At 71.2% G+C, this 12,881-nt stretch carries 21 protein-coding genes; 11 read left to right on the plus strand and 10 right to left on the minus strand.

The genetic code is table 11. The features are described 5' to 3' along the window. Positions 1 to 39 precede the first annotated feature (39 nt). On the minus strand, positions 40 to 192 hold the full coding sequence (locus OEB99_RS17845; protein WP_263578650.1) for a hypothetical protein: 153 nt from the start codon (positions 190 to 192) through the stop codon (positions 40 to 42). Positions 193 to 501: 309 nt separating this feature from the next. Here OEB99_RS17845 and OEB99_RS17850 point away from each other — a divergent pair, with 309 nt between their 5' ends. Together OEB99_RS17850 and OEB99_RS17855 are read left to right on the plus strand one after the other, a co-directional pair. After that, entirely contained in the window at positions 502 to 1,143 is a 642-nt protein-coding gene (locus OEB99_RS17850) for a site-specific integrase (protein WP_263578651.1), read from the plus strand. 210 nt (positions 1,144 to 1,353) lie between these two features. Beyond that, positions 1,354 to 1,599 (plus strand): hypothetical protein, encoded by a 246-nt coding sequence (locus OEB99_RS17855; protein WP_263578652.1) that lies wholly within the window; start codon positions 1,354 to 1,356, stop codon positions 1,597 to 1,599. A 26-nt stretch (positions 1,600 to 1,625) separates the two neighbouring features. Here the strand turns inward: OEB99_RS17855 and OEB99_RS17860 are convergent, their stop codons facing one another. After that, positions 1,626 to 1,871, minus strand: a complete 246-nt coding sequence (locus OEB99_RS17860) for a hypothetical protein (protein ID WP_263578653.1) — start codon at positions 1,869 to 1,871, stop codon at positions 1,626 to 1,628. Between the two features lie 107 nt (positions 1,872 to 1,978). On the opposite strand from OEB99_RS17860, the gene OEB99_RS17865 reads away from it, so the two are divergent. Further along, complete coding sequence (locus tag OEB99_RS17865) at positions 1,979 to 2,398, plus strand: helix-turn-helix domain-containing protein (protein WP_263578654.1); 420 nt, start codon at positions 1,979 to 1,981, stop codon at positions 2,396 to 2,398. Between the two features lie 310 nt (positions 2,399 to 2,708). Here the strand turns inward: OEB99_RS17865 and OEB99_RS17870 are convergent, their stop codons facing one another. The 4 genes from OEB99_RS17870 to OEB99_RS17885 form a co-directional block, all read right to left on the minus strand. Continuing rightward, positions 2,709 to 3,716 (minus strand): hypothetical protein, encoded by a 1,008-nt coding sequence (locus OEB99_RS17870; protein WP_263578655.1) that lies wholly within the window; start codon positions 3,714 to 3,716, stop codon positions 2,709 to 2,711. Positions 3,717 to 3,855: 139 nt separating this feature from the next. Next, positions 3,856 to 4,506 (minus strand): hypothetical protein, encoded by a 651-nt coding sequence (locus tag OEB99_RS17875; protein WP_263578656.1) that lies wholly within the window; start codon positions 4,504 to 4,506, stop codon positions 3,856 to 3,858. Positions 4,507 to 4,545: 39 nt separating this feature from the next. After that, positions 4,546 to 4,905 carry a hypothetical protein gene (locus OEB99_RS17880; protein ID WP_263578657.1) on the minus strand — a complete coding sequence of 120 codons (360 nt, stop codon included), beginning with the start codon at positions 4,903 to 4,905 and terminating at the stop codon, positions 4,546 to 4,548. A gap of 10 nt (positions 4,906 to 4,915) precedes the next feature. Then, the gene (locus OEB99_RS17885; RefSeq protein ID WP_263578658.1) at positions 4,916 to 5,041 is read right to left on the minus strand and encodes a hypothetical protein; all 126 of its coding nucleotides are present in this window, start codon (positions 5,039 to 5,041) and stop codon (positions 4,916 to 4,918) included. A 62-nt stretch (positions 5,042 to 5,103) separates the two neighbouring features. Here OEB99_RS17885 and OEB99_RS17890 point away from each other — a divergent pair, with 62 nt between their 5' ends. Next, positions 5,104 to 5,541, plus strand: coding sequence for a hypothetical protein (locus tag OEB99_RS17890; RefSeq protein ID WP_263578659.1), 438 nt, complete (start codon positions 5,104 to 5,106; stop codon positions 5,539 to 5,541). Between the two features lie 20 nt (positions 5,542 to 5,561). On the opposite strand, the gene OEB99_RS17895 is transcribed toward OEB99_RS17890, so the two are convergent. From OEB99_RS17895 to OEB99_RS17910, 4 genes are all read right to left on the minus strand, one after another. After that, entirely contained in the window at positions 5,562 to 5,930 is a 369-nt protein-coding gene (locus OEB99_RS17895; protein ID WP_263578660.1) for a hypothetical protein, read from the minus strand. A 56-nt stretch (positions 5,931 to 5,986) separates the two neighbouring features. Next, positions 5,987 to 6,160, minus strand: coding sequence for a hypothetical protein (locus OEB99_RS17900; RefSeq protein ID WP_263578661.1), 174 nt, complete (start codon positions 6,158 to 6,160; stop codon positions 5,987 to 5,989). Between the two features lie 306 nt (positions 6,161 to 6,466). Then, a complete protein-coding gene (gene orn / locus OEB99_RS17905) occupies positions 6,467 to 7,042 on the minus strand; it encodes an oligoribonuclease (protein ID WP_263578735.1) in 576 nt (191 codons plus the stop codon). A gap of 56 nt (positions 7,043 to 7,098) precedes the next feature. Then, a complete protein-coding gene (locus OEB99_RS17910) occupies positions 7,099 to 7,365 on the minus strand; it encodes a hypothetical protein (protein ID WP_263578662.1) in 267 nt (88 codons plus the stop codon). A gap of 391 nt (positions 7,366 to 7,756) precedes the next feature. Here OEB99_RS17910 and OEB99_RS17915 point away from each other — a divergent pair, with 391 nt between their 5' ends. The 7 genes from OEB99_RS17915 (at position 7,757) to OEB99_RS17945 (ending at position 12,812) form a co-directional block, all read left to right on the plus strand. Beyond that, entirely contained in the window at positions 7,757 to 8,470 is a 714-nt protein-coding gene (locus tag OEB99_RS17915) for a phosphatase PAP2 family protein (RefSeq protein WP_263578663.1), read from the plus strand. Positions 8,471 to 8,473: 3 nt separating this feature from the next. Next, positions 8,474 to 9,118: a M23 family metallopeptidase gene (locus OEB99_RS17920; protein WP_263578664.1), complete on the plus strand. Its 645-nt coding sequence runs from the start codon at positions 8,474 to 8,476 to the stop codon at positions 9,116 to 9,118. Between the two features lie 91 nt (positions 9,119 to 9,209). Beyond that, entirely contained in the window at positions 9,210 to 9,548 is a 339-nt protein-coding gene (locus OEB99_RS17925; RefSeq protein ID WP_263578665.1) for a PadR family transcriptional regulator, read from the plus strand. Further along, the gene (locus tag OEB99_RS17930; protein ID WP_263578666.1) at positions 9,545 to 10,429 is read left to right on the plus strand and encodes a DUF5808 domain-containing protein; all 885 of its coding nucleotides are present in this window, start codon (positions 9,545 to 9,547) and stop codon (positions 10,427 to 10,429) included. Before OEB99_RS17925 ends, OEB99_RS17930 begins: the two co-directional genes overlap by 4 nt. A gap of 37 nt (positions 10,430 to 10,466) precedes the next feature. Continuing rightward, positions 10,467 to 11,444 carry an ABC transporter ATP-binding protein gene (locus OEB99_RS17935; RefSeq protein ID WP_263578667.1) on the plus strand — a complete coding sequence of 326 codons (978 nt, stop codon included), beginning with the start codon at positions 10,467 to 10,469 and terminating at the stop codon, positions 11,442 to 11,444. Further along, positions 11,441 to 12,253, plus strand: a complete 813-nt coding sequence (locus OEB99_RS17940; protein WP_263578668.1) for an ABC transporter permease subunit — start codon at positions 11,441 to 11,443, stop codon at positions 12,251 to 12,253. The genes OEB99_RS17935 and OEB99_RS17940 overlap by 4 nt, the downstream gene beginning before the upstream one ends. Before the next feature lie 184 nt (positions 12,254 to 12,437). Beyond that, positions 12,438 to 12,812, plus strand: a complete 375-nt coding sequence (locus OEB99_RS17945; RefSeq protein ID WP_263578669.1) for a peptidoglycan-binding domain-containing protein — start codon at positions 12,438 to 12,440, stop codon at positions 12,810 to 12,812. The last annotated feature ends 69 nt before the right edge of the window (positions 12,813 to 12,881 follow it).

Consider the following 12,881-nt stretch of genomic DNA (forward strand, 5'->3'; position numbering starts at 1 on the left):
GAGCATCGTCGTGCGCAAGCGCAAGGACGACAGCAGGACCTACCGGATCGCGTACCGGCAGAACGGGAAGCTCTGCTGGACGCCCACCCTGGAGAACGCCGCCGGCGCCGCAGAGATGCTCCAGGTGGTCGAGCGCCTCGGGCCCGACACCGCGATCGCGATCCTGCGGCAGCGCTCCGGCCGCGACGCCACCAGCGCCCCACTCCTTCGCGACTGGCCCGACCGACACCTGCAGATGCTCGAAACCGACGCCACGCCCGGCACCATCGCCGAGTACCGGCGCATGGCCGCGCGGACCTGGCTCGACCGGCTCGGCCCGCTCCCCGTCGACGCGATCACCCGCGACGCGGTCCGGGAGTGGGTCGGCTGGCAGCGCAAGCAGTCCACCCAACGCGGCCGGCCGTACTCGGCGAAGTCGATCCGCAACGCCCACGGGCTGCTGTCCGCCGTCTGGCGAGTGCCGTCGAAGCCGGGCACCTGCAGGCCAACCCAGCACGAGGCGTGCGGCTCCCATCCGACCAGGCCGACGCCGAGATGGAGATCTTCACCGACCAGGAGTCGACGCGGTTCATCGTCGCCGTCGACCCGCACTACCAGCCCCTCACGCGCTTCCTGCTCGCGACCGGCTGCCGGTTCGGCGAGGCCGCCGCCGTCCAGGCGGGCGACCTCGACCCGGATGCGCGCACCGTCCGGATTCGGCGGGCGTGGAAGAAGGGCGAGACCGGGGTCTACCTCGGCGCGCCGAAGACCCGGCGCAGCACCCGGGCCGTCGTGCTCCCACCCGCCCTCGCCAGCGAGCTCGCCGATCTCGCCTCCGGCCTGACCCACGACGAGTTGCTCTTCACCTCTCGACAGGGCCGGCGAATCCAGGCGCAGCACTACCGCGAGCGCTTCTGGCTCCCGGCGCTCGAACGAGCCGGGATCACCAAGCACCTGACGCCCCACTCGCTCCGGCACACCGGCGCGTCCTGGCTCCTGGCGCGCAACGTCTCACCGATCGTCGTCCAGCACCGCCTCGGGCACGAATCGCTGTCCACGACGTCGAAGGTCTACGCCCATCTCCTGACCGACGAGCAGCTCGGCGCCGCGGCCGCAATGGACGCAGCGACAAGCCGACCCGCCGAGCTCGTCCCGGCGACCTAGACCGTCACCGCGACCTCGGCCCGCGTGCTCGCGTCGCCCAGCAGTGTGGGAACCCAGAGCCCGGCGCGGGTGACTTCGCGAGGAGGCGCTGGGACGATGCACCCCGTGGCTAGCCTTCGGCACTGTGCACTCTGCGGTGCTGGAACCCGCGACGGCCTGCTCGTCTGCGACAGATGCCTTCCCGATGGACACCTCCGGCAGCACGCGACGATGCGCGTGGGCCGCGGCGAGCGCAACCCGATCACGATGACGCTGCGCGTCGGCACACCGCCGGTTCTCAAGGTCACGATGAAGGTCGAGTGGAACCACGATCGCGCCCGGTACGAAGACAAGTTCCTGATCTTCGATCGACGCACCGGTCGCTACATCGAGCGGTGGCGAGACCGCGAGACCGGGGAAGTCTCGTGGGAGAGGGACGTCGACCGGAAGGACCAATCGGCGCACGGCCAGCCCTGAGCCCGCGACGTGGCTTGCCGGGGCGACTAGATCGGCTCGACGAGCGCAGCCGGCACCCACGCGTTCCACGGGTCCGGCATCCCACGGTCCTGCCGCACGCAGACGACGTCGCGCGCGGCCGCTGCCTGCTCCAGCTCGAGCGTCACCTCGTCGCCTCCGTAGGTGCGCCAGCGCACGCGCACCCGGCGTGGTCGGTCGAGCATGCGCGAGGACTTCGGGTCGCCGACCGTGACGAGCAGATCGGCGTGGGGGACGAGCGCGGGATGGATCACCCGGCCAGCATGCTTCGCTGCCCTCAAGATCGCACAACCTTGCGCTAGCACAAGGTGACACGTAGGCTGGACTTGTTCACGAGATACTGAATTCAGGAGCTCCCGCGATGGCCGCCAGCTACAACGTCGTGGTCGACATCGGCCGCGTCGACCCGGTCGCCCTCGACCTCGACCCGCTCGCCGAGCTCCATGCCGTCGCCGCCGGCACCTGCTACGGCACGCTCGAGCTCATCCTCACCCTGCCCGCCGAGGACTTGCGCCAGGCCGCATCCCTCGGCTGGTCCGTCGTGAAGGCCGCCGGCCACGAGCCGCAGGCGCTCACGGTGATGACGATCGCGGATTTCGACCTGCGGTGGGGTCTGGACGAGCCTGCCACGATCACCGTGCGCGAGGCCGCCGAGCTGCTCGGCGTCTCCCCGCAGGCGGTCCGGCAGCGCCTGGACTCCGGGTCCCTGCCCGGCGAGCGCCGCGGCCGCGACTGGCACCTGCCCAAGCGTGCGATCGAGCGGCTCGCGGACGAGTCGTAGACGACCGGACGCCCCGTCCGCAGGGGGCGCTCGACGGGGCGTTCGGGGCCTCGCTCGCGCATTCATGTGGGGGGCGGGCCAGGCGCAACGTTAGGTCTGCCTAAGTCGGCGGCGTCCGGGCCGTTGGTCCCTTCCTCACCCGGATGGATGAACGACGAGATCGCCCCCTCCCAGCCGTGAGCCAGGGGCTCAGGCCGGGAGGGGGCGGTGCGGTGAGGTGGTGGGTGTCTACTCCCGGCCCCCGAGCACCTTGATGCGTCGGTGGATCGAATCGCCGCGGCGGTGGTGATGGTCACCGTGTCGCTGTCGGTCAGGGCGGTTGCCGGCGGAGCTGACTGCTGAGGATGTTGCCCCCCGACCAAGTGGTTGGCGGAATCGACTCGTACCTGATGAGCTCGACGGGCTCCCCCTCTTCGGTGCCTGGGACCCAGGAGATGTGGAGCGGCGCCGACCCGCCGATGACCGCCGGCGGCTGAACCATGTGGTTCGTGATGACCCAGGGGGTGAACGCCTGCCGCGCGACGCCGCGCGCGGGGTCCTGGCGGTAGCGGACGCGGAAGAGTGGCGACCCGAAGGGATCGTGGGTGATCGCCATGACGTCGGTTCCGATCGCTCCGCCACCGGGAGACGACGCCGCGAGGCGAATGTGCTCGGAGAGAAACTCCTCAGCAGACTCATCCGTGAGCTCGGGAAGCCCGGTCCGGTACCGCTCACGGAACGCTGCGAGCGTGTCCTTGACCCCGACGGTGGATCCGATCGCCGCGAAATCCACGGACCGGAGCGGGGCCCGGCGGAGGGCTCGATAGCGGTGCCGCGGCCCGACGGTCGTGCACTCTTGGTCATCGCCTCTGATCGATGCGGTCCACAAGAACGTGCGCGGGGGTGCACCGACGCGCAAGGCCCTGGCCGTGAATGTCCAGCCGGACGCGAGCAGTTCGATGCCATGCTCGCGAATCGGGGCTGGCTCCTTCGGGAACACCGCACCGAGGCGGGTGGCCACGGCGGCGAGTGCTAGCCCGACCCGAATCCGCTGTGGGAGTGGGCCTCCCGTGATCGCCGGTGCGAGAGGGCCTCGGGGGCCGGGAGTTGATGGGCGGCCGGTGATGGTCTCGGCGAGCCACTGATCGGTCGGCGTACCTTCGATGAAGGCGCTCCCCGCGTAGGACAGGGTGATCTCCCCGTCGTCGGCGATGACGATCACCGACTTGTTGGAGTAGAGGTCCCAGGGCGTGAACGTCTCGCCCGACTTCACCGTTAGGAGGCGATCGCCGACCTGGGTGATGTAGCACGGCGTCGCGACTACCAGGTGCTGCGTCATGACACACCCCCGTGTCGGGTCAACCTCGTCTGCAGGGTACCCAGAGTGCCGAGACGCACGCTGAAGCCTGAATCCGCCTCATCCCGGCCGTGAGCCGAGGCTCAGGTCGGGAGGAGGCGTTGTTCATCGGGGTAGTGCGCTACTGCCAGCGGTCTCCGATGCGCACGAGTTCGCCGACGCGGCGGGTCGCGGTGACGGCGGGCAGGGCGATCGTTCCCGTGGCGGTGTCGACGTCGTCGGTCAGGGAGACCCCGATGGTGTGCCCGGTGCCGTCGTCGTCGAACACGAAGACCCCGGGCGTGACCTGCTCGTAGGTCAGGCCGTCGGCGTCAGTGATGGCGAAGGTCGGGGTGCCGGTGTGGGTGGAGCCGCGGGCGTCGATGACGTTGCCGACGCGCGCCAGGACGAGGGTGGGCGCGGTGAGGAGCTCGTCGAACACGGCGGGCGCGGTGAGCTGGTCGACGCGCAGGTCATCCAGGTCCATGACGGACCATCCGCCGGCGTTGGTGACGCCGCCGAGGGGGGTGGCGTCGGCGATGTCGGTGGCGACGAGCTTCACGGTGAACGCCCCGGTCGCGTCCAGGGTGACCGTGATGGGCTTCGGCACGAGCGTGGTCGGGGGCACCGCGGTGCCCAGGAGCACGGCCGTGGTCGACGGCGTGAAGGTGACCGTGCCCGCCATCGCGGCGGCGTCGGGCAGGTCGTCCGCGTCGGCGCTGTCCGTCGTGGCGGCGATCAGACGCCCGATGACGGTGCCGTAGACGATCGGGTCAGGCAGCGTGGTGGACACGGGTCACCTCCGAGCTCGCCGGGCTGGTGCTGGGTGCAGCTACGCCGCGAGCGCGACGTCGGTCTTGTTGGGCAGGGCGCCGACGCCGATCGCTCCGAGCGCGGCGAGCGCGACGGTGATCCAGTCCGACAGGGAGACCGCGGCCCAGCCGTTGACGTCGGCGCGGATCACGACCAGGGCGCCGAGTCCGGCTCCGGTGAACGCGACGATGCCCTTGGCGTAGGCGCGGATCCCGGTGTCGAGGTTCGGCACGAGGTAGACCTCGGCTGCGGTGACGACGGCGATCGCGATGTTGATGGCCTCGACCGGGGTCACGATCCCGTCGGTGGTCGCGGCGCCGAGCACGGCGAGCGCGGACGCGATGATCGCGACGATGGCATTGGTGTAGGTGGTGAGCATGAGGGACTCCTCAGGGGTTGACGATCACGCCGGCGAACCCGGCGAGGGCGAGTAGGGCGGCGACCAGGAACGGCACCCACCAGGCCCGGGAGAGCCGCCAGGGTGGCGTGTGTGCGGGCCGGTGGTCGTCGGTCATCAGAGCTCCGACCGGTGTGACTCGGGTCCTAGCCAGTGAACGTGCATCGGAGGACGCTGTACGTGCGCGTCGCCGCGCCACCGGCGGCCATGGTGGCTTCGGCGCACCCCGACAGCGTGCAGTCCTTGATCTGCACACGAGCGACGAAGGAAGGAAGCTGGATCACGATGCCCTCCGATGACAAGTCCTACGAAGATCGAGTTGTCTATCTGACTGACCTGATCGATCGGACCGGCCCGCCGCGTCCCCTGGACGGCTTCACCTTCGTCCGATGTGTGCTGCGTGGACCCGTGGTCTTGGCCCCGATGGATGGGTTCCACATGTCCGGGTGCCGTCTCGATACCCCAAGCGCGGATGCGATGTTCTACGAGATCGAACCCGGGTACCACCTCGGGATCGTGCCGGTGATGAACTGGACGATGGAGGACTGCACCCTTGAAAACGTCGCCCTCGCCGGGTCGGCGGAGCTTAGGGCGATGCTCCTGGGAGGCACGAGCTAGCCTCCGGAGGTTCCGCCCGGTCAGATCCCGATGAGCAGGCCGACGATGCGGTCAGCCATCGCGACGAAGACCGTGGTCACGACCGCGAGGCCTGCGATGACGACCCCGACGATCTGCCAGGCGGCCATCCGGGGCGCCGGTGGCGGGATTGCGGCGATCTGCGTCGTGTGTTCGGTGAGCGTGCTCGCGTGCGCGTTCAGACGCGTGTCGTGCACGTCGAGGCGCCGGGCGTGCTCAGCCAGCGTCGCCGTGTGAGTAGCGAGGGCGGCGTCGAGCTTGCCCTCGAGCCGGGCCGCGCTCGGCCGGCCCGGGGTCGACGGCGTCCCGGTTCTGATCGCGCGGGCAGCGGCGAAGCTAGAACGCCAGGAGGACGGGTCGCTCGTGTTCACGGATGCCGAGCGTGCTCAGATGCGCGAGGTCCTCCTGGAGACGATCGACGGGAACCTCACGACAGATGGTTCTCCAGCGCCCACCAGACGCAATCTGCCTCGTGCTGCGGGCTGAGGTCGCTCCTCACGAGGATCACGTGGTGCGGCTTGACGACCGAGACCTCGACCGCGAGGTCCGGGACGCGGTACACCCACATCCCGAGTGCTGCTGCCATCTCCTGAGCCGTCATCCTGCGCCGCGCCTCCTCTACCACCGCGTGGGGCAAAGCATGGCGAGGCGCACGGACACGACAGCTAGATCTGATCATCCGAACGGGTGAGGATGTGACGCACGTCACACTATCTGCGCGTTACCGAGGCAACGGGGTCGACCCGGCTCAAGCAGGAAACTGTCCGGTCGGGCTGTTGGGATGACCAGGGCAGATGGCATGATCTGAGCACGAAAGCGCACGTCAGGTAGCCGGGTTCAAGTCCCGTCAGCCACCCCATCCGCACCCCGTCCGGTCCAGCCGGGCGGGGTGTCGCGCTTCTCGGGCTCAGGACCGCTGGTACCGGGTCGCGACGACCTCGGCGGCGATCCGCTTGGCCTCGGCGGAGTCCGGCCCGGGCTGGGCGACCATGAGCGCGGCGCGGTAGTAGCGCAGCTCGTCGATGCTCTCCAGGATGTCGGCCAGTGCCCGGTGGCCACCGGCCTTGTCCGGGGAGGCGAAGTAGACCCGCGGGTACCAGCGCCGCGCCAGCTCCTTGATCGAGGAGACGTCGATCACCCGGTAGTGCAGGTGGTCGATCAGGTCCGGCATGTCCCGCTCGAGGAAGCCCTTGTCGGTGCCGACCGAGTTCCCGGCCAGCGGAGCCTTCTTCGGCTCGACGTGGCCGCGCAGGTAGGTCAGGACGGCATCGGTCGCGTCCGCCATCGTCATGCCGCTCGCGAGCTCGTCGATCAGCCCCGACGACGTGTGCATGTCCCGCACGAACGGCACCATCTGCTCCAGCGCCTCGGCCGGGGGCTTGATGATCACGTCGATGCCGTCGTCGAGCACGGTGAGCTGGGAGTCGGTCACCACCACGGCGACCTCGACCAGCGCGTCGACGGACAGGTCGAGTCCCGTCATCTCGCAGTCGATCCAGACGATCCGGTCGTTGGCGGCAGGCACGGCACTCACGCCGGTCACTGTACGGGGTGGCGTGCGGCACTGGTGCGCGCAACCCAGGTGGCGAGGACCACCAGCGCCGCGGCGCCCAGGCCGGCGAGACCGGCGGTGAGGGGTGCAGTGCTGGTCCACCACAGCACGCCGGCGGTCACCAGGCCGACGACGAGGGCGAGGACGAGCGAGGCCAGCGGTCCCGGGGTGTGGTCCTCATGGTGGGCCGCGCCGGGTGCGTCGGGGCCGGGCGCTCCGTCGTCGGGCGGACCCGGGGCTGCGTGACGCCCCATCAGCCGTTGCTCCGCATGCCGTCATGCTACGAGGGCCCCGACCGTCAGACGGTCGGGGCCCTCGGGTGCGTGGTCGCGGCGCTCATCGCCGTCCGCGCCGCTCGTGCGTGCGGGCGCGGCGGATGTCGAGCATGCGCGACTCCGCAAGGGCGCGCTGCTGCTGCTGCACAGCGAGCCAGTACGTGAGCTGCGAATGCATGACTGCTCCAAGGTCGGATGGTTTGGGATGGTGGTCCGGACGGGCCAGGTCCGGTGCCGCGGCAGGCATGACGATGCCAGCCTCCGGGGTGCGGGTGCACGGCTTTTTCCCGGCGGTCTTCCGGTGTGGCCGGGAGCGTGGCGCGCAGGCGTGGCGGTCGCCCGGGGACGGCCCGGCTGGGATGCTCGGGGGATGCCCGAGCCGACCCACCGACCGGCGCCTGCCACTGTCGCGGGCTGGGTCGGCACGGCCGTGATGCTGGTGGGCCTCGTCGCGTTCGTCGGCATCTACGACTGGGTGCGCGAGGGCGAGGACCTCGCGGTGCTCGACCAGCCGCTGCTCGACCTGCTCGTCTCGGTGCGCAGCCCCGCGCTGACCTGGCTGCTCACCGCGATCACCACGGTCTCCGGCCCGGTGGTGCTGCCGATCCTCGTCGCGAGCGGTGGACTCGTGGCCGGCGTGCGCTACGGGCAGTGGCGCTCGGCGCTGCTGCTGGTCGGGGCGATGGCGACCGCGGCGGGCGTCGCGATGCTGATCAAGGTGGTCACCGGTCGCGCGCGGCCCGCGGAGGAGTTCTGGGTAGTGCCCGGCGCGGAGACGAGCGCGTCGTTCCCGTCCGGGCACACCGTCGGCGCGGCGACGTTCCTCCTGGTGCTCGGGTACCTGGCGTGGGTGAACCACCCGACCCTCGCGACGGCGGTGCGGTGGTTCCTCGCCGCGGTGCTCGGGATCGGCCTGGTCGCCTTCTCGCGGCTGTACCTCGGCTACCACTGGCTGACCGACACCGTGGCGGCCATGGCGCTGGCCGTCGCGGTGCTGGGGGCGGTGGTGGTCGTCGACCGGCGGCGGGCGGCGGACGCGTTCGGGCGGATGCTGGCCGGCCGGCGGCCGGGCGACGGGGGCTGAGACATGGCGGCAGGAGAGTCGGAGGGGCGCCCGCAGCGGGGTCCCGTCGACCTCGCCTACCCGTTCACCGGTCGATGGCTCGTCCAGAACAGTCCCGCCGACCGTGTGCCCAGCCACGGGACGCGCCGGTACGCGACGACCTTCGCGATCGACTTCGTCCCGGTCGACGATCGCGGTCGGTCGGCTCCGGTGACCGCGCGGACCCTCGTGCGGCCGGAGCCCCCTGAGCGGTTCCCGGGGTTCGGCCTCTCCGTCACCGCGCCGGTCGGCGGCACGGTCGTCGCCGTGCACGACGGTGAGCCGGATCACGCGGCGTACCGCGGGCTGCCGTCGCTCTGGTACGCCCTGACGCAGGGCCGCCGCGTGTCGCGGGGCTGGGTCGGCCTGGCCGGCAACCATGTCGCGATCGAGGCGTCACCGGGGGTCGTGGTGGTGCTGTGCCACCTGCGCCGCGGCAGCGTCGACGTCGAGGTCGGGGACGCGGTCGCGCCGGGGGAGCGGGTCGGCGAGTGCGGGTGCTCCGGGAACAGCACCGAGCCGCACCTGCACCTCCAGGCGATGGACCGCCTCGACCCGAGCTCGGCGAGGCCGATCCCCGTGACGTTCGCCGGTGGACTCCCCGGCGGCGGCACGGTCGTCACGCCCTGAGGCCGCGCCCGCTGCGGCCGGTGCCGGCGATCCCGGGAGCGGCGACAGTACTAGGTTGACCCAGGTTCCTTGTAGTGCAAGGATCCATGCCGTGCCAACGACCGATCGAACCGTGCAGCTGCGCAAGGGCGTGCTCGAGCTCGCGATCCTCGCCGTGCTCGGCCGCGAGGAGTGCTACTCCATCGAGATCATCGAACGGCTCGACGCCTTCCCGGCGCTGACCGCGACGCCCGGCACCGTCTACCCGCTGCTCGCCCGGCTGGACAAGGCGGGGCTCGTCGCGACGCGGTGGGTCGAGGCCGGCGGCGGGCCGCCGCGGAAGTACTACCGGCTGACCCGTGACGGCCGCGCCTCGCTCGCCGAGGGCGCGACCGCGTGGGCCGCCCTGAGCAGCGAGATGACCGAGATCCTCGGGGAGGGACTCTCATGACCGACGAGTACCTGCGCGCCGTGCGAGCACACCTCGCCCGCCTGCCCGAGGCCGACCGAAGCCGGGCCCTCTCCGCGCTGTCCGCCCAGCTCGACGAGCTCGCCGCGATCGGCGCCGATCCCGTGGAGGCGCTCGGGGACCCCGCGACCTACGCAGCCGACCTGCTCGAGGCCCTCGCCGAGGAGTCGCCGACCGACTCCGCCCAGTGGCGGGTGCTCGGCCTGCCGGTCGAGACCCGCGGTCCGGTCAGCGCCGAGGTGCGCTCCCGCACCTGGGACCCGGCGAACCCGAGCCTGGTCGTGCCGCGCCTGTTCGGGATCGGCTGGACCCTGAACCTCGGAGCGGTCGCGGTGCGGATGGGTCTCATCCGGCCCGACGACACCGACGACGAGGTCCTGGCCAACGTCCCGGAGGGCCACCTGCGGGCCGCGCAGGCCGTGCCGATCGCGATCGCCGGTGCGACGGCGGCCGGCCTCGCGCTCGTGTGGCGCGGCCTGCCGGCGACCGTGGCCTCGGGGTTCGACGTCGGCGGCCGGTCGCGCGGTGACGCGCCCCGGTCGACGCTGCTCGCCGCCCTCGCTCTCGGGGTCGGACCCGCGCTGTGGGCGCAGCGACGCGACGCAGCGGTCGAAGACCGCCTGGTCAGCGCTGCCTCTGCGACGTCGCTCGCCACGATCTCGGCGGGCGTCGTCCTCGCCACCGTCGCCGAGGCGCGCCATCCCCGCGGCCGGTGGGGGCTGCTCGTCCCTGCGGCGCTGCCGGTCGGCGCGGCCGCCTCGCTCGCCGTCGTCGTCGGGCCGCTGCGCGCGGGGCTACGGCGAGCCTGGCGGGGCGCGGCACCCGAAACCAGCACACCCATGCCCACGACGGAACCGTCGTGAGGCGGAGCACGACCTCGATCGGAGTGGAGACTCTCGCATGATCACCGGGCAGATCGCCTCGGACGTCACGGTCGCGACGGACCTCACGGTGTCCGCGTCCGGCCTGACGAAGCGTTTCGGCACCCGAGCCGTCGTCTCGGACCTGTCGTTCGGCGTGGCCAAGGGGCACGCCTTCGGGCTGCTCGGCCCGAACGGGGCCGGCAAGACCACCACGGTCCGGCTGTTGACCGGCCTCCTGACGCCGGACGCCGGCGCCGTCACGCTCTTCGGCGAGCCGCTGGACGCGTCGAACGCCGACGCGCTACGCCGCCGGATCGGCGTGCAGACGGACACGAACCTCTACGACACGCTCAGCGCGCGGGAGAACCTGCGCGCGTGGGGTGCGCTCTACGGGATCGACCGCAACCGGCTCGACGAGCGGATCGGCGACGTGCTGGGCGTGCTCGGGCTGTCCGACCGCGCCGACTCGCTGGTCGGCGAGCTCAGCAAGGGGATGCGGCAGAAGCTCGCGGTCGGCCGGGCGGTGATGCACGAGCCGGAGCTGCTCTTCCTCGACGAGCCGACCGCAGGGCTGGACCCGGAGGCCTCGGCCGACCTGATCGGCTACCTCAAGGAGATGATCCGGTCCCTGAGCACCACCGTGATCATCTGCACCCATCAGCTCCACGGGCTGGAGGCGCTCTGCGACGAGATCGGGATGATCAAGGGCGGGCGTCTGCTCACCTCCGGGACGGTCCAGGACCTGCTCCACGCGAGGTGGCCCGAGCACCGCTTCTCGCTCACGGTGGGCGGCGACGTCGCCCGGGCCCGGGAGGTGGTGTCGTCGCTGGTCGGACCCGGCCTGGAGCCCGGCGCGGACGGTGAGCTCGCGTTCGTGACGACGGACGCCGAGCTCGTGCCCGCGATCGTGGCAGCGCTGGTGCGCCACGACGTGCCGGTCAAGACGGTGGTCCCGCACCGGCGGACCATCGAGCAGTTCTACTTCGCCACGCTCGACGAGGACGGTGTCGCATGATCAGCTGGCGGCGGGTGCAGGCCGTGATCCGCAAGGACTGGCTCGAGGTCGCCCGGAACAAGCAGGTGCTCAGCTCCCTGGTCGTCGTGCCGTTGGTGTTCGCCGTCCTGCTCCCGGCCGGGGTCATCCTGCTCGGCGACAGCGGGGTCCTCACGTCCACGATCGGCGGGATGCAGGGCTTCCTCGACAACCTGCCGGCCGGCGTCGTTCCCGCCGACTTCACGGCCGGGCAGACCATGATCTACACGCTCATCGTGTACTTCTTCGCGCCGTTCTTCCTGGTCATCCCTGTGATGGTGGCCAGCATCACGGCGAGCTCCAGCTTCGTCGGCGAGAAGGAGCGGCGGACGATCGAAGGGCTCCTGTACACCCCGCTCAGCAACCGGGAGCTCGTCCTGGCCAAGGTGCTCGGCTCGGTCGTCCCGTCCGTCGTGCTCACCTGGGTCTCGTTCCTCGCGTACACGATCATCGTCAACGCGCTCGGGTACCGGGTGATGGGCGGGATCTTCTTCCCCACCTGGACGTGGGCGGTCCTGGTCGTCGCGCTGGTCCCGCTGGTGGGCTTCCTCGCGACCAGCCTGATCGTCGCGGTCTCGGGGCGCTCGACGACGATGCAGGGCGCGCAGGGCACCGCGATGTTCGTCGTGTTCCCGATCCTGGCGATCGTGATCAGCCAGGCGACCGGGCTCATGCTGTTCGACGTGACCGTCGCGCTCGTCGCGGCGGTGGTGCTCGCCGCCGTCGACGTCGCCGCGTTCGTGCTCGTCGTGGCCAGGTTCGAGCGGGAGCGGATCGTCACGCGGCTCTAGCGGGCGTGGGGCCGGCGAGGGGCTTCTCACGTTGCGCTCGCCAGGCGAATGCCAGGCCCGAGCGCCTCGTCGCTGCTAGCGTCGCGAGCGACCGAGCGCGTCGGCCGGTGACGCTCAGGGGGAGCGTCTCCGATGCGCTGGGCAGGGGGAAGTTGTGACAAAGACCCAAGTTCTGCGCGCCCTCATGGCAATGGTCCTCGGCGGGCTGATGCTCATGACCGGGGGACAGGCGGCAACCGCGGCCGTCAAGGTCGCCCCGGCTCCGGCCGCGGCGTCCGCCGTGCTGCCGGCCAGCTCACCGATCATCACCTCGGAATGCCAGAACACGTACCTGCACTACGGATCGCGCGGGGAGTGCGTCAGGCAGCTCCAGTTCGCCATGAACATCTTCTTCAACCGTGGCCTCGCCGAGGACGGCATCTACGGGCCCGCCACGACGAGCGCCGTCTACTGGTTCCAGGCCCGCTACGGCCTCACCTACGACGGCAGGTGCGGTCCCCAGACGTGGCTGCAGCTCCTCTGGGTGAACATCCGGTTCAACCAGGGCCTGCCCTACTGATCCAGGCGCGGGGGGGGGGGCGGGCGCGCCGCGGCCGGGGGGGGGGCGGGGGGCGCAGGGGGGGGGGGG

The sequence above is a fragment of the Actinotalea endophytica genome (assembly GCF_025717005.1).
GTDB lineage: Bacteria > Actinomycetota > Actinomycetes > Actinomycetales > Cellulomonadaceae > Actinotalea.